This window comes from Indibacter alkaliphilus LW1, assembly GCF_000295935.2.
Lineage (GTDB): Bacteria > Bacteroidota > Bacteroidia > Cytophagales > Cyclobacteriaceae > Indibacter > Indibacter alkaliphilus.
Genome location: NZ_ALWO02000038.1, coordinates 55,762 through 71,510, shown reverse-complemented (window position 1 = coordinate 71,510; position 15,749 = coordinate 55,762). Strand labels below are relative to the sequence as shown.

At 38.9% G+C, this 15,749-nt stretch carries 15 protein-coding genes; 10 read left to right on the top strand and 5 right to left on the bottom strand.

The genetic code is table 11. The features are described from left to right. Positions 1-8 precede the first annotated feature (8 nt). Together A33Q_RS15010 and A33Q_RS15005 are read right to left on the bottom strand one after the other, a co-directional pair. On the bottom strand, positions 9-1,691 hold the full coding sequence (locus A33Q_RS15010) for a DUF6044 family protein (RefSeq protein ID WP_009035273.1): 1,683 nt from the start codon (positions 1,689-1,691) through the stop codon (positions 9-11). After that, complete coding sequence (locus A33Q_RS15005) at positions 1,688-3,109, bottom strand: hypothetical protein (protein WP_016255345.1); 1,422 nt, start codon at positions 3,107-3,109, stop codon at positions 1,688-1,690. The genes A33Q_RS15010 and A33Q_RS15005 overlap by 4 nt, the downstream gene beginning before the upstream one ends. A gap of 286 nt (positions 3,110-3,395) precedes the next feature. Here A33Q_RS15005 and A33Q_RS15000 point away from each other — a divergent pair, with 286 nt between their 5' ends. After that, positions 3,396-4,250, top strand: a complete 855-nt coding sequence (locus A33Q_RS15000; protein ID WP_009035276.1) for an alpha/beta hydrolase — start codon at positions 3,396-3,398, stop codon at positions 4,248-4,250. Positions 4,251-4,307: 57 nt separating this feature from the next. After that, the gene (locus A33Q_RS14995) at positions 4,308-5,303 is read left to right on the top strand and encodes a gliding motility protein GldB-related protein (protein WP_009035277.1); all 996 of its coding nucleotides are present in this window, start codon (positions 4,308-4,310) and stop codon (positions 5,301-5,303) included. Positions 5,304-5,606: 303 nt separating this feature from the next. Here A33Q_RS14995 and A33Q_RS14990 read toward each other — a convergent pair whose 3' ends face one another. Then, positions 5,607-6,176, bottom strand: coding sequence for a class I SAM-dependent methyltransferase (locus tag A33Q_RS14990; protein WP_009035278.1), 570 nt, complete (start codon positions 6,174-6,176; stop codon positions 5,607-5,609). Positions 6,177-6,185: 9 nt separating this feature from the next. Further along, on the bottom strand, positions 6,186-7,445 hold the full coding sequence (locus A33Q_RS14985; protein WP_009035279.1) for a hypothetical protein: 1,260 nt from the start codon (positions 7,443-7,445) through the stop codon (positions 6,186-6,188). A 162-nt stretch (positions 7,446-7,607) separates the two neighbouring features. Between A33Q_RS14985 and A33Q_RS14980 the strand changes: the two genes are divergently transcribed. Together A33Q_RS14980 and A33Q_RS14975 are read left to right on the top strand one after the other, a co-directional pair. After that, positions 7,608-8,081 carry a DUF1905 domain-containing protein gene (locus tag A33Q_RS14980; RefSeq protein ID WP_009035280.1) on the top strand — a complete coding sequence of 158 codons (474 nt, stop codon included), beginning with the start codon at positions 7,608-7,610 and terminating at the stop codon, positions 8,079-8,081. Between the two features lie 253 nt (positions 8,082-8,334). After that, positions 8,335-9,159 (top strand): fumarylacetoacetate hydrolase family protein, encoded by an 825-nt coding sequence (locus A33Q_RS14975; RefSeq protein WP_009035281.1) that lies wholly within the window; start codon positions 8,335-8,337, stop codon positions 9,157-9,159. An 86-nt stretch (positions 9,160-9,245) separates the two neighbouring features. Here the strand turns inward: A33Q_RS14975 and A33Q_RS21875 are convergent, their stop codons facing one another. Then, positions 9,246-9,410 (bottom strand): DUF1328 domain-containing protein, encoded by a 165-nt coding sequence (locus A33Q_RS21875; protein WP_009035282.1) that lies wholly within the window; start codon positions 9,408-9,410, stop codon positions 9,246-9,248. A 342-nt stretch (positions 9,411-9,752) separates the two neighbouring features. Here A33Q_RS21875 and A33Q_RS14965 point away from each other — a divergent pair, with 342 nt between their 5' ends. The 6 genes from A33Q_RS14965 (at position 9,753) to A33Q_RS14945 (ending at position 15,688) form a co-directional block, all read left to right on the top strand. Then, positions 9,753-11,393, top strand: a complete 1,641-nt coding sequence (locus A33Q_RS14965) for an acetolactate synthase large subunit (RefSeq protein WP_009035283.1) — start codon at positions 9,753-9,755, stop codon at positions 11,391-11,393. Continuing rightward, positions 11,390-11,593: a hypothetical protein gene (locus tag A33Q_RS22530; RefSeq protein ID WP_016255341.1), complete on the top strand. Its 204-nt coding sequence runs from the start codon at positions 11,390-11,392 to the stop codon at positions 11,591-11,593. The genes A33Q_RS14965 and A33Q_RS22530 overlap by 4 nt, the downstream gene beginning before the upstream one ends. After that, on the top strand, positions 11,556-12,791 hold the full coding sequence (locus A33Q_RS14960) for an aldehyde dehydrogenase family protein (RefSeq protein WP_316929415.1): 1,236 nt from the start codon (positions 11,556-11,558) through the stop codon (positions 12,789-12,791). Before A33Q_RS22530 ends, A33Q_RS14960 begins: the two co-directional genes overlap by 38 nt. 64 nt (positions 12,792-12,855) lie before the next feature. Beyond that, a complete protein-coding gene (locus A33Q_RS14955; protein ID WP_009035284.1) occupies positions 12,856-13,281 on the top strand; it encodes a (4Fe-4S)-binding protein in 426 nt (141 codons plus the stop codon). Between the two features lie 102 nt (positions 13,282-13,383). Further along, a complete protein-coding gene (locus A33Q_RS14950) occupies positions 13,384-15,051 on the top strand; it encodes an amidase (protein WP_009035285.1) in 1,668 nt (555 codons plus the stop codon). Positions 15,052-15,121: 70 nt separating this feature from the next. Next, a complete protein-coding gene (locus A33Q_RS14945) occupies positions 15,122-15,688 on the top strand; it encodes a YdeI/OmpD-associated family protein (protein WP_009035286.1) in 567 nt (188 codons plus the stop codon). The last annotated feature ends 61 nt before the right edge of the window (positions 15,689-15,749 follow it).

The window sequence follows — 15,749 nt, the reverse complement described above, 5'->3', positions numbered from 1 at the left end:
TGCAATACCTAAGTATCAATTTCATATACATAAATATCCCAGGCTGAATTAGAATGCTCGAACTTCCTCAACATCTGAAGTTGAGTTACATCCACCGGAATAGCAGAAAATATCAGGCTTACTCCAAGATCATTCTTCAATTTAATGAAATCAAATTCCAACTTTTCAATAGCTTCAAATTTTTGCCACTTATAAGCCGTGTAATTATCCGGATAGGTAGTGTTTAGCAGATAACATTTATTCCCCCAGTCAAAAAAATGACTATAAAGAAATTCATCCCTTTTAATCTCATTTTCGATCACTTCTCCTACTTTATGCTTATGGGCAACATCATAGTTCTGAAGATAACCATCAACTGATCGGAATCCATGATAAATTGAAACCGCTGGCGGCAGATTGATATGACCTATTAATTTGAATGGATAATCCTTGCCTATAAATTCCTTTATCTCATCATATTGCTCTTTAGCATAGTATTCCTGATAACTTGGAGCTCTAAATTCTATGAAACCTGTTTGATTACCCAACCAATATCTCCATTCATAATGATATACTAAAATATTCACCGCTATTATGGTTATTGACATAATCTTCAAGTAATGTAATCTCATTCGGGTGAAAATCACTCCTAAAATCCCCATGATAAGAAATGGAAATATATGATTGAACCTCATAAGGTTAATAGATTTCAAAACTGGGATTTGCCTACCGATCCAATCCATCCCTACCAAATTAGACACAGCCCAGACCAATATTACAAGACTTAAAAAGGTGAAAACAAAAGTCAGAACATAAGGTGAAACCCTTTTCTTTTTGAAATGGGCAATCAGCATTCCGAATAGCAAGAAAATCATGAAATGTGGATAAAGAGCTCCAAGGTGATCTCCCATTTTCACAAGGCTCCAAATATTAAGTTCGTTCCATAAACCTTGACTGTAATTCATCTCAGATCGATGACTTACAAAATCATTCTGAAAGAAATAATAGTATATATAATGGTAGTCTTGGATAGCATATAGCAAAACCCAAAAAAACATAAAAAACCAAAGTCTTCCATGTAGTTTTCGGTCTCGTATCATCCAAAAAATAACCCAAAAGGCAAAAACAAGCCAGATATACATAACAGCCAATAAGAACATGGAATAGAAAGCATAGATTACAATCAAAAAAATATGTCTCCCTCTGAATTCTCCTAGCCTAATTTGATGAATTAATGCAAATACCATAGGCAGTCCGGCTATACTTACTCCCCGATGGGGATAAAAAGCCAAACTCATCCAAACTAAGCTCCACCAAATGATTTGTTGACTGTTTGGGCCATTCCTCCCTTCAAGGGTATGCAACAAGAATCGCATGGAAAAAAATGCAAAAATCACGATTAATGCTTTATTCAAAGCAAAAGCTACAAAAGGAGAAAATATAGAATAAAGTGATAATTCTATGTTTAAACCTGAAGGGTAAGAAAAACGAGGGGTCGATATCACCATACCATCCACCTTTGTCCAAGGTGGCGCATAAATTTTTCCTTGCTGTTTCAAAGAAGTGTACCAAGATACGTTGGAATCCAGATTGTCCTGAACAATCAACTTAACACCCTCGCCATGCCATAAATATGGTAAAAATATTAAAATCAACACCAATATTAAATGTACTAAATAGGTTGATTTCAAGTCATATTCATCCGCTCTCATATATTATCCGGAGCTTTAGCGTACCTTTTTTTACCATAATAAATTATCAGTAACATCATTACCAATACCAATAAGAAAATAATGTAGGCGGGCATACTTTGGGTTAAACCAAAGTGTTGGAAATACCTTTGGGCAGGAAAACTGTTCGGCTGGGAAGAAAGCGATTCACTAAGACCCTCCACATTGATTTTGTACCAAAATCTGGAAAGCATTAGATTCAAAAAACCAATTAACCAAATATCCTTTGCAACCAATGTATATCTTCTAAGCCCTTTCAATATCAAAAGTACCATAAAAGGAGCAAAACCTGCCAACCAAATGGCTTCTCCGTACAGTGAAAACAGCATCATCAAAATAAACAAAAAGGAAAAGCCCAAACCCATCTTTCCCGCCTCTCTGGAAATTCTTGAAAAAAAGATAATAGACAAAGGGATCAAAATCCCAAAAAATGAAAAATGGCTGATCAAAAACAGTAATGGCTTGAAAACCGGATAAGCCAGAATTCCAAAAACAAAATCTTTGATTGAAAGAGAAGGTTTACCAACTGCAAGTAGGGCAATAACCAAAAAATAAGACCCTATACTCAAGATCAGGTAGGTAAGTCTTTCTGCCTTAAATTTTTTCTGGGCCAGTTTGAGGGATTTCCCCCAATCTATACCCGAGTGATTCACTCCTAATGTGATTACAATAAATAATGCTATCAGACTTATCAGCCATTCAAAGAGATTCGCCCCTTCAAAAACTCTTTCCGGAAATAAAACAGCAAACAAAGCCATCGCAGCTGTTAATACTAATCCGGGTAAAATGTATTTTACCCGGAAATTCCTTTCCGATTCTTTAAACACAAGTTTATCATTGGGCATAAAAATCAAAATCATACCTACAGGAAATAGTGTTGGCCAGACAAACCCTCCCAATAAGGAAACCAAAAAAAGCTTGGTTTTTTCATAACGAATAAAATAATTCACTTGACCAATTCCCACAATATAGGCGAATAAAGCAGGACTAAAAGGTTCATACCAAGATATTTTCAATACCAAAAAAGATCCAAACATCAGGACAAAACCCAAAACTTCCATCTTGGCAGAAGAGCGTAGTTTTTTTACAATTCTCAGGTACCAATAAATCCCCAGAAGTAAGGCCAGAAAATTAAATATCAAAATACCATGAAGGAAGCTCTCTGGGTCCATATCAAACCCAAAAAGCTCAAAGGTCATGTTCAGTAAAGCAAAGGGCAAAATTCTCTGAACCAAAAATGCCTCATAGCCTTCATCGTCAAAATGCTCCAAAAATCCTTCCGAGACAGTCCTTAACTCCACCCCTACTATTCCAGCACCATCATTCAGAGGTATTTTTTCACCTTGAATCTGGAAAATCACTAAACCAAGTAACAAGGCAATCAAAAGCAGTCTATACATGCCGGAAATGCTATTTTTAAGGGTGAATTAATTTAGAGGACAATTTATAACAATTACCCAAAATACAATTGGAAATTCAGCAACTCCTTTCACAATTGTAAAATTCATCATCAAGTATTACCATTCATACAGTAAGACAATTCTCATTTTGAGAGAATAAACTTATATTCAAAAATTATCAGCTAAAACCTTAAAAGCTCCCTTATTCAAAACCGGAGGTCAGAAAAGTAAGGCCTCAATAAATACTTTGTTTGCATCAAACCAAAACCTATTAAAACCTAACACTATGAAATCATTTCTATCAAGTTTATTCTTCATTGTTTGCATTTATTTTAGCAGCTCTGCCCAAGTAGATACGATTGAGGTTTATTCCAAAGCTATGGACAAAAACCTTAAAGCGGCTATAGTAAAGCCTGAAAAATATTCAGAAGATGCAGATGCCTTCCGATCTGTATATGTCTTACATGGAGGCTCAGGAAGCTTTTCTGACTGGCATGACAAAGTTACAGAACCTGGATTACTTCAGAAATTAGCGGATCAATACAATATATTGATAGTCACTCCAGGTGTTGGTCCTTCCTCCTATTATTACGACAGTCCACTACTGGACACAGTAAGGTACGAAACCTATTTCACCAAAGAGTTGATTCCCTTTATAGATGAAAATTACAATACAATGAACAAAAGAGAAGGCCGAGCAATTACAGGTCTCTCTATGGGAGGACATGGTGCCATGATGATTGCTGCAAAACATCCTGAATTATTCATAGCTGCAGGAAGTATGAGTGGGGTGATGAATATAGATTACCGCATGTGGAAGGTGGACGAAAGCTTCAAAAACAGAATTAAAGAAGGACAAAAACTCGCATTGGGTGACATCAATTACGACGCACCATTTACAGAATATACTGCGGTAGGCCTGGTAGGTAAAATGAAGGAAAATGGAACGGCACTCTTGATTGACTGTGGAGTGGATGATTTTCTTATCGCCACAAATAGACAGATCCACCAGCTACTTTTAGATCTAAATGTAGACCACGAATACACAGAAAGACCAGGAGCACATACCTGGCAATATTGGACAGAAGCCTTGCCTTTTCACATGTTGTTTATCGATCAGGTTTTTAAAAAAAATCAATAGTCCGATTGGAATCATCCAAACAGTTTTCTTTTTAACTGAAAAGAATTGAAAACCTCAATGCCATTGCCCCCAGTCTTTATACAGGCAAAGAGCCTGAAAATGCTGGGGGCAATTTTGTTTTTTTTGTTGTTGCCAATTTCGCAGGTGTATTCCCAAAACGATACACCAATTATCATTAATTCAGACATCAATCGTTTTTGGGAAGCCTTTGACATGCTTAGCTATGCCAATAACCTACCAGACAGTATTCGCATTATACAGCAAGGATATTTGGATAAAGCTTCCATAGGCTTGAAAAAATTCATCAAAGTCAGAAATATTACTGCCAATTCGCTTTTGTATCAAATCAAAAAGGCTCCTGCTTATTGGAAAGGAATAAGACCAAATACATACTTGATTCAGGAATACAAAGCCGACATAGCTTCCCAGATGGACTTGTATGATCAGTCATTGAGAAATTTCCGCCCTCCCTTTATTTGTTTTGCGATAGGTCAGCTAACCTCAGGAGGAACTGTACGGGATAATTGGCTGCTGATCGGGACAGAAATGGTTACGTCTGACAGTACCATTGACAAGTCCCAACTCACCGAGTGGCACAGATCAGTACTCCCCAAAGAGCCTAAAATTCTTGAATTTACCGCTCATGAAATGGTACATACCCAACAGCGCTTTGGCCTTGGATACCTATGGGCAATGGAAAGAAACAGGTTGTTGACTATGACAATCAAAGAAGGAGCTGCGGATTTTGTATCTGAAAAAATCACAGGTCTCAATATCAATGAGTCCATTCATCCCTACGGGCTGGCCAACGAAGAGGAATTATGGAAGGAATTTTCTGAGGAAATGTATGGAAAGGATTTTTCAAAATGGCTTTACAATGGTGAAAAGAGCAGCAACAGGCCCGCTGATTTGGGTTATTTTATTGGTTATAGAATCTGCGAAGCATATTATGAACAGGCAGAAAATAAAGAAAAAGCCCTTCACAAAATCGTCAAAACCAACAGTTATAGAAGACTTCTAAGAAAAAGCGGCTATGCGGAAAGGTTTGATTGAACTGACAAGTTTCGATTACGATAGACGATTCAATGTCGTTTAGATAAGACTACAATTTGAATTTAAACTTTTCCAAAGCTGGATTAAAAGTAAAAACAAACATTGCTTACAAATTTGAACTTTGGAAAAGTTACCCTAAACTAAATGACATTGATAGACGATTTACGATTTACGAGGCCCTTGGGTCTTCAAATACCTTTTCTATCTTTCTCTCTTCTAGAACTTCTTGATTCAATATTCATTATTCGGAATTTTGAATATCGAACACCGAACATCGAATGGTGAATTTCGAAAGACTGTGTCTCAAGGCACTTTCCAAAAATAAAGCACATGTTCTTTTCCATCTTCAAGGGTGATTATTTTGGTCTTCTCTGGCCTCCAATCTCCCATGTCGAAACGGTGTGAAATCACCCTAGTCCCACTGGGCAATTCCCAGATTTTTGGTCTAAGCTTAAGATTGATATCTGGAAATAAATACAAAATCAAAACTGTTGCATCTGAAAAATCAAGTTCAAATAAATCCCCCTGAACAAAAGAGACCAAATCCTGCACTCCTTTATCCTCTGCATTACTTTTTGCCTCTTTTACCAATTCTGCATCAATCTCCACCCCTACTGACTTGATCCCGTATCTCAGTGATGCTTCTATTGGGATTCTACCGTCACCAGAACCCAGATCATAAAGAATATCCCCTTCATTAATTTCTGCCAAATCCATCATAGCATCTACCACTTTCATAGGTGTAGTGACAAAAGGTACCAGATCTGCAAATCCCGGCCCATCCTTCTGTGCTGAGAGGACTTGGGAATTAAGTAAGAAAAGGGTTAAAAAAAACAGGTGTTTTTTTATCCTGCTAAATAATAAGTCTATCATCAATCTTTCTTATTCTTTGTAGAATATCACAGTTCCCAAAACTTGCCCTCCCTCGGTATTTAATCTCACAGAAAGGGAATGCTTACCCATATCTAAGCCTTCCGTATCAATGTAAGTGATAAATGCTTTACGGCTATCTTCGGGACGAAAGTAAAACATCCAATCCATATTCAAAATGGATTTCCCATCTACTATTACCTCAAAAAAATCATTCACACATTCCAGCTTTTTGTAGGCATCCATATCTTCCAACTTCACACCACAATTGTCGAAGATAAGTCTATCATAGCTCACCCTGTTTTTCAAAGTCAATTCCAAAAATCTCCCTTTAAGAATAGGGTTAGGAATTTCCAGAATCTGTGACTCAAAAGCTTCATTTCTATCCGCATAATAGCCTGGAAAAAGATATAACCCAGCCTCATTTTCAAAAAAGAATATCTTGCTGAAAAAACTCTGCTCAGGTCTCTTTTCAAGGATTTTTTGACCTATTATGGTGGAAAAAAGAAACAAAAACAAAAAGCTTACAACATAGCCTTTGGGGACATTACTGGCAAATAAATAATACACGGGACGATAAATCCTTGACAAAGTCATCCATCCGATTAACCGATGAAAAGGATAAAATACTTTGGCGAAATATTTACTTCTTCTAAATACTCCCAAGCCAAGAAAATCTATAGAAAAAATAATCACTACCCAGGACAGGAATAAATCAAAATAAGGGTTAAACCAATTGATAAAATCCCATCCAGTCAAATACTCTATCATCCAACCAAGCCCATATATAAACAAAATAAAAACCAAAACAGCCCAGACCATGCCAATGATTACCATCATAAGGAAAAAGCAAATCGCAAAAATACTGCTGCAGACCTTTTCAAGCTTAATGATCTGAAGCTCCAAAGCGGGGATATTTTCAATTCTGCTTCGGAACTTGCTCTTATATTTGAGTTTTTGGGATTGAATTCCTTTGGGGAAAGTATAACTCAGCCCGATAAAACCCACCCATACACTTCGCAAAAAGAGATGAATAGACAAACCCGCAATTAAAAAGTAGACAGCCAATTGCAAAGCGAAAAACAAACCTGCCCAAGAATTCACCGATACTTCTGCAGCAAAAAAAATGGAAAAATCCCTGATCCTTGCAGGAAGCTGAAATAGACCGATCAATACCAATCCTGAAAGCAAAATTTCAGGCTCCCATGAATTGCGTTGCACATTTTTCAGCCATTTAGGAACTCGGCGAATATGATTCTCTGACTCAGCCATACCTTTTATGTTCATTTTGCAAAACAAAATAAATAATTCAGACTGAATTCACTAACTTGATAATTGGACCCAACTTTGTCAAATTAGTAAAATTGGTCAAACCTGCCAGGTTTTGTTCGGTCCAAATATGAGGAATTAGGATTAGGTTTGAATTTAGTTGCTATGAAATCCAAGGTGTTGATAGAAGGCTACTTTGAATTAGAAAAATTCCCCCAAAAAGGTGGTTGGACTTATATAGTGCTCTATGAGCTAGAAAAACCAAAAGCCTATTTCGGAATGATGAAAGTCAATGGTAAAATTGACAATCATGATTTGGTTGGCGTTACTTTAATGCCGTATGGAAATGGAAACTTGTTTCTTCCTGTCAATGCTAAAATCAGAAAAATAATATCCAAAGAAGCTGGAGACTCTGTTAAGCTTCTTCTTACAGAAGTTGATGCAGAGGAAAGAGAAGAGGTTTTTACAGAAAGCAATATTTTGGCATGCATCAGAGAAGAGCCTCTGGCTTGGGAAAAATTTCAACAACTCCCACAAGAAACAAAAGATCATGAGCTTCAGGAAATACTACATTTCCAATTGGAATCAAAAAAAATTGAAAAAATCATTCTCTTGATAGAAAAGCTAAAACTATCTTGAAATTTCAGGTCCCCAAATGGATGTTTTTTGTTTACTGTATTTACTTAATATTCCCAAAGTTTAACGTACTACTTTATCTTGCCATATGATTAATACTACTTTGGCAATTTAAGCAGCACTTTCCTTCTTAAAAAAAACAATGAAACCCTAAAGGTCATCCTTCACCTTTAAACAACACCATTTATAGATTTTGCTAAGATATTCTGAGCAAAAAATCCTATTTTCAAAACTGAACCTATTTTAACCTTTTACTATGAAAATTTACAAATCAGGAAAAGACATCATCATTGAGTCAGAGGGGAAGTTTCATCTTGCCCAATCCAAAAACTGGGACAGCCTTGTCAACCAGGAAAATCTATACCAAAAGCTCCAGGAAGAAATCCAGCCTTGGACAGAATTAAACTGGACACCTAATCATCTTGACGCCCCAATTGGCACTCAGGAGATCTGGGCGGCTGGGGTAACTTATTACCGTAGCAGAGAGGCTAGAATGGAAGAGTCCAAAGAAAGTGGTGCAGATGTTTTCTATTCCAAAGTGTATGAAGCAGAAAGGCCAGAATTGTTTTTCAAATCCACCCACTACAGAGTGGCAAAGCCTGACGGGGAAGTCAAAATCCGAAAAGATTCCATGTGGAATGTTCCTGAGCCTGAATTAACTTTATTTGTCAATGCCTCAGGAAAAATAGCTGGCTATACTATTGGCAATGATATGAGCTCTAGAGATATCGAAGGCGAAAATCCGCTTTACCTGCCACAAGCCAAATGCTATGACAAATCCGCAGCCATAGGACCTTGCCTTTGGGTACCTGAAAAGCCCATTGACCCGGACGCTAAAATAATTATGCGGATCGAACGGAACGGAACTGAAGTTTTTGGAGGTGAGATTTCCATCAACCAGATGAAAAGAGGACACGAAGAACTCAAGTCTTTCCTGTACCGCGAAATGAGCTTCCCCCAGGGAGTTTACCTGATGACCGGAACATGCCTGGTTCCTGATGATACTTTTAGCCTACAGTCGGGCGACCTGATTCAGATTACCATAGCTGAAATCGGAACATTAAATAATCATGTCGCTTGATTCAATATTTTTCTTTATAAAAAAAACTGATCATTGAAAATAAAAAAAGCCGGGATTTCCGGCTTTTTTTGTCAGTTATTTTTCTTCTAAAATCCGCTTACCAGGCCAATGATTAAAGTAATCAGAAAGACAACTAAAAATATATAGAAGACAAATTTGGCAATGGCTGCTATACCTTTAGCGATTCCGGTGAAACCTAAAATAGCTGCCAATAAGGCAATAACTAAAGCTGTGATCACAAATGAGAGCATGTTGTTTTGGTTTAAAGTGGAAAATAAAACTAATACTGCCTTTACAAGTTAGAAACTTTTCAAGATAAAATAAACCTATTCAAGGAGTAAGTTTGAAGAAAACGCTGATTAATAGCTTCTTTTTATAAAGGAAAATATAAATTCATCATCTAATCTTATAGCGTACTCCTTGATAAGTTTTCGTAATTTATGCCAAGAAATAGGCCAAACTGTTTTTAATCTTGTTGATATATGGAGTAACTCCATAAAGCCTGGAGTAAAAGATGGTACAGGTATTGGACTAATTGTCACTGCCCAGCCTTCTCAATGAATTGATAAATCTTTAAATTTTAATTTTACTTTATGAAAGCATCAGACCTTTTTGTGAAAGCCTTGGAAAACGAAGGCGTAGAATACATTTTTGGCGTACCCGGTGAAGAAAATCTTGATTTGCTTCAATCCTTAAAAAATTCCTCCATCAAGCTCATCATTACGCGGCATGAACAAGGAGCCGGATTTATGGCAGCTACTTATGGAAGACTCACTGGGAAGCCGGGAGTTTGCCTGGCCACACTAGGGCCGGGGGCTACCAATTTGGTCACTCCAGCAGCTTATGCCCAGTTGGGAGGAATGCCCATGATGATGATTACTGGTCAGAAACCAATCAAAAAAAGCAAACAGGCCCGCTTTCAGATCATTGATGTGGTGGATATGATGAAGCCTGTCACTAAGTACACCAAGCAGATCGTCAACTCTAACAATATTGCCTCTCAGGTAAGAGAGGCATTCAGGATTGCCATTGAGGAAAAACCGGGAGCCGTGCACCTTGAGTTTCCTGAAGATATTGCCCAAGAAACTTGTGAAGATTCAGTTTTTGATGTGGTAGGACATATCATTCCGAAACCTGATGACCAAGCTGTAACAAAAGCAGTGGAAATGATACATGCTGCAAAACTCCCGCTTTTATTGATCGGAGCAGGGGCCAACCGAAAAGTAACCTGCGATGCTTTGGGGAAATTCGTAGACAAAACGGGTATTTTTTTCTTTACAACCCAGATGGGAAAAGGAGTCATTGACGAAAGACATCCCCAATATTTAGGAACCGCAGCACTTTCGAGCAATGATTTTGTACACGCTGCGATTGATGCTGCTGACCTCATCATCAATGTTGGCCACGACGTCATTGAAAAACCTCCTTTTTTCATGAAAAAAAATGAAAAGCAGGTAATTCATGTCAACTTCTCACCTGCCGAGGTTGATCCTGTTTATTTTCCCCAGCTCAATGTGGTAGGAGACATTACCAGTTCGGTGAACAAACTCGCTGAAGGAATCCAAACGCAAGACTCTTGGGATTTTTCCTTCTTCAAAAAAGTCAGGGAGGAAGTGGCCGGGCACTTATCCAAATATTTTCATGACGAAAGATTCCCCATGTTGCCGCAGAGATTGGTCAATCTTCTTAGAGGCAAACTGGCCTCAGAAGATATTATTACCTTAGACAATGGTATCTATAAACTTTGGTTTGCCCGAAACTATACCTGCTATCAGCCAAACACCTTGCTCCTGGACAATGCACTTGCTTCTATGGGAGCTGGATTACCTTCGGCCATGATGGCTAAAATGCTCTATCCAAAGCGAAACGTTTTGGCTGTTTGCGGAGATGGGGGATTTATGATGAATTCCCAGGAAGTCGAAACTGCGGTAAGGCTGGGGCTACATCTCACTGTGATCATACTCAATGACAATGCTTATGGCATGATCAAATGGAAGCAAGAAGACATGGGATTTGATGATTTTGGATTGGATTATAAAAACCCTGACTTTGTCAAATATGCCGAAAGCTACGGAGCAATGGGGCATAGACCTGAAAGTGATGCTGATTTCAGGGAAATTTTGGACAAGTGTATCGCAAAGCCTGCGGTTCATTTAATAGACCTTCCTGTGGATTATTCTTTGAACCACCCTATTTTAAATGTTATGTTAAAAGAAAAAGCAGAAAAATTATGAGCAATAAGAAAACTTTAAAAGTACTTTCTCCATACGACCAAAACCTGATCGAAGAATTGCCTTTGATGGGTGAAAATGAAGTAGAAAAAGCATTGAAAACAGCTTACGGTTTATTTTTGGATAGATCCAGTTGGATTCCTTCTCACAAAAAAAATCGCAATCTTGGAAAAAATCAGGAACCTGATGCAGGAAAGGATTGAAGACTTGACCAAAATAGCAGCAGGCGAAGGTGGAAAACCCTACCAAGATTCAAAAGTGGAAGTTCTCAGGGCTATCAATGGCGTCAAAATCGCAGCTGAAGAAATAGCAGGCTTGGCCGGTGAGCAGATCCCCATGGGCCTGACAGAAGCTTCAGTCGGTAGAATTGCTTTCACTACCCGCGAGCCCATTGGTGTGGTAGTTTCTGTCTCTGCATTCAACCATCCAGTCAATTTGATCATACACCAAACGATCACAGCATTTGCTGCCGGATGTCCGGTAATTGTCAAACCAGCCTCCACCACGCCACTTTCCTGCAAGGCATTGATGGATATTTTCAAAGAAGCCGGTGTACCGGATGGATGGATTCAGATGATCTTGGTCGACAATGATGGGGCTGAAAAGCTTGTCACTGATAAGCATGTCAATTACCTTTCCTTTATTGGCTCCGCAAAAGTAGGCTGGTGGCTTAAGTCCCAGCTGGCTCCCGGTACACGATGTGCACTGGAGCATGGTGGTGCCGCTCCTGTAATCGTCGAGCCTGACGCTGACCTAGAAGAAATGATCCCAGGTTTGGTGAAAGGCGGTTTTTATCATGCTGGCCAGGTTTGTGTTTCGGTCCAGAAAATTTTTGTCCATGAATCCATTGCCAAAAAAGTTGCAGACACCATTGCAGAAAAAGCAAAAAAACTGAAAGTCGGAGATCCTTTGGATAAAGAAACAGAAGTCGGACCCTTGATTTTACCCAAAGAAGTAGACCGGGTGGAGAAATGGGTTACTGAGGCCGAGAAAGAAGGAGCAGAAATCCTGTGTGGTGGAAAGCGAATCTCCGAAACCTGCTATGCTCCTACAGTACTATGGAATCCAGATCATCAAAGCAAAGTTTCCCAAGAAGAAATCTTCGGTCCGGTAGTGTGCATTTACAGTTATTCGGACAGGGAGGAAGCGATCAAGTTAGCCAACAGCCTTGAGTATCATTTCCAAGCGGCAGTGTTCACCAAGGATTTGGATATAGCCCTGGATACTGTACAAAAACTCAATGCCACTGCTGTCATGGTCAACGAGCATACTGCTTTCAGAGTGGACTGGATGCCCTTTGGAGGCCGGGATGCTTCAGGAGAAGGACTTGGAGGTATCCCCTACTCCATGCATGAAATGACCCGTGAAAAACTCATGGTCATCAAAAGCAAATATTTATAAAATGGTGGTACAGGGCTTAAAAGCCCTGTACTGACCAATTTACATAAAACAAACCCAACCAAAGATGAAAAAGAAAGAATATTCGAACGGAGAAGTTACCATAGTCTGGCAACCGGAAAAATGTATTCATTCCGGGATTTGTGTCAAAGGACTTCCTAAGGTTTTTAGACCCGAAGAAAAACCTTGGATCAATATAGAAGGAGCAAGTACTGAAGACCTTGTTTATCAGGTCAAGCAATGTCCTTCAGGAGCCTTGGGCTTTTATATGGAAGAAGGGGAAGATAAACCACAAGTTGAATCTGAAAAAAAAGAACAAATGGCCGAAGTCATGCCCAATGGTCCATTGATGGTTTATGGAAATATCGAAGTTAAATATGCAGATGGAACTACTGAGAAGAAATTCAAAACTACTGCATTTTGTCGTTGTGGGAGCTCCGAAAATAAACCTTATTGCGATGGAACACACAAGAAAATGGGCTTCAAGGGTTAAATTATAGGCCTTGAAACTAATTATTTTAACCATTCAGCCTGAAAAGCTTCCAAGAATGATTTTTTAAATAAGCTTTTCAGTCTTTTTTTATACTTTTCTTAAATGAAAAAATATGGATGGTTATTACTTTTTGCAGGATTCCTTTTAGGTTTTGGAATTGCCAACACCGGCAAGGTTATCAAAAGAGCCGATGTAAGGGCAGCAGCGAGGCTTTTTCAACTTCATTTTGAAAGAGCTGAAATCGATACCATGTTGAACTACCTCGAAAGTAACAGAAGGGGATATGAAAGCATGAGAGGATTTCAACTTAAAAATGAGGTAGAACCAGCTATGGTTTTTGATCCATTCCCCTCAGAGCTCGAAATCCCATCTTACAACGGACTCAATCATTGGGAAATACCAGCTCATGTCTCCCTGCCAGAAAACGAAGAGGACATTGCTTTTATGACCATTCCGGAATTGGCTGCTCTCCTATCTTCTAAAAAACTTAGCGCTACCCAACTTACAAACATCTACCTCAATAGAATCAAAGCCTTTGATTCCAATTTGCTTTCTTTTATCACCGTAACAGAGGAACTTGCCTTGTCTCAGGCAAAAAAAGCCGATGAAGAAATTGCAGCAGGTAATTACAAGGGAATCCTTCACGGCATTCCCTATGGAGTCAAAGACCTCGCATCTGTACCAGGCTATCCCACTACTTGGGGAGCCGAACCATACAAATACCAAGTGATAGACCAAAAGGCCAGTGTTGTCCAAAAACTGGAAGACCATGGCGCAGTACTTTTAGGAAAGCTGGTTTCGGGAAGCTTGGCAAGAGGAGATGTTTGGTTTGGCGGAAAAACCAAAAATCCTTGGGATCTCAATCAAGGAGCCACAGGATCATCAGCTGGTTCAGGATCAGCCACATCAGCTGGTTTGGTTGCTTTTGCCATAGGAACAGAAACTCTGGGTTCTATCATTTCTCCTTCTACCAGAACAGGAGTAACCGGACTTCGACCGACCTATGGGGCTGTAAGCAAGCATGGATTTATGGTACTTTCCTGGAGTATGGACAAAGTCGGTCCTATTTGTAGAAGTGCTGAAGACTGTGCCATTGTATTTGACCATATCAGAGGTTGGGATCCTACTGACCGAAGTTCTAGAGATGCCTCTTTTGAATTCAACAAAGCAGCTGACTTACAATCACTTAAAATAGGATATCTCTATGGACAGTTTAGCAAAGACAGTTCTCAAAATAACCAGCACAACTTCAGAGCCTTGGAGGAACTGAAAAGCCTTGGAATAAATCCTGAAATAGTATCACTACCTGACCACCACCCTTTCGAAGTATTTGACATCATACTCAGAGCGGAATCGGGAGCCTTTTTTGATGAGCTTGTCACCAAAGATTCTCACAGAGAAATGGTAGAACAACACAAAGGCTCAAGAGCCAATTCACTCAGACAGGCCAGGTTTATTCCCGCAGTTGAATACCTACAAGCTAATCGCCACCGCAGGCAATTGATAGAAGCAACGCATCAAGTGCTCAAGCATTTCGATGTGGTTATTTCACCCACTTTTGGAGGACGACAAATGTTGATTACCAATCTGACAGGCCACCCTGCACTTGCTATACCCAATGGTCAAGATGCTGATGGTCATCCAACCAGCATCACCCTGATCGGCAACTACTTTCAGGAGGAAAAGTTACTTCAGGTAGCCAATGCATACCAACAAAAATTCCCTTATCACCAAATGCGTCCTGAGGCTTACAAGAAAGGCTTGGATTAATCTGCTTTTTTGTGCCTGGTTTCAAAAGCAGGAAATTTTGTAACTTCCCTAAATTATAAAGCCGCACACTATGAAAGAAAACACTGCATGGAAAGAAGAAATAGCCTTATTGAACTCAATAATGACATCTACTGAGATGGAACACAGTATCAAATGGGGCATAGATGTTTACACCTATAATGGACAAAATGTAGTCGGTATTTGCGGATTCAAAAATTACGTAGGCATTTGGTTTTATAATGGAGTTTTTATGTCTGACCCTGAAAAGGTATTCATCAATGCTCAGGAAAACAAAACCAAAGCCTTACGTCAATGGCGTTTTACATCAAAGGAAGAAATAAACGAAAAGCTGATCCTTAGCTATGTAAATGAAGCTATCCAAAATGAAAAAGAAGGGAAAAGGTGGATTCCCCAAAGGTCAGGCGAACAGGAAATATCCGGACTCTTGGCAGAAGCCTTAGAGTCAAACCCCGAATTAAAAACTGCCTTTGAATCACTCAGCAACTACAAACAAAAAGAGTACCTTGAACATATCAATTCAGCCAAAAGAGAAGCTACACAAGAGGCAAGATTGGAAAAAATCAAACCCATGATTCTTGAAGGTAAAGGACTGAATGATAAATACCTTAAAAAATAAAAAGCTTTAATTCGAAAATCAATTGATCAAAAAATGAAATAAAATGAATGTTTTCATAAAT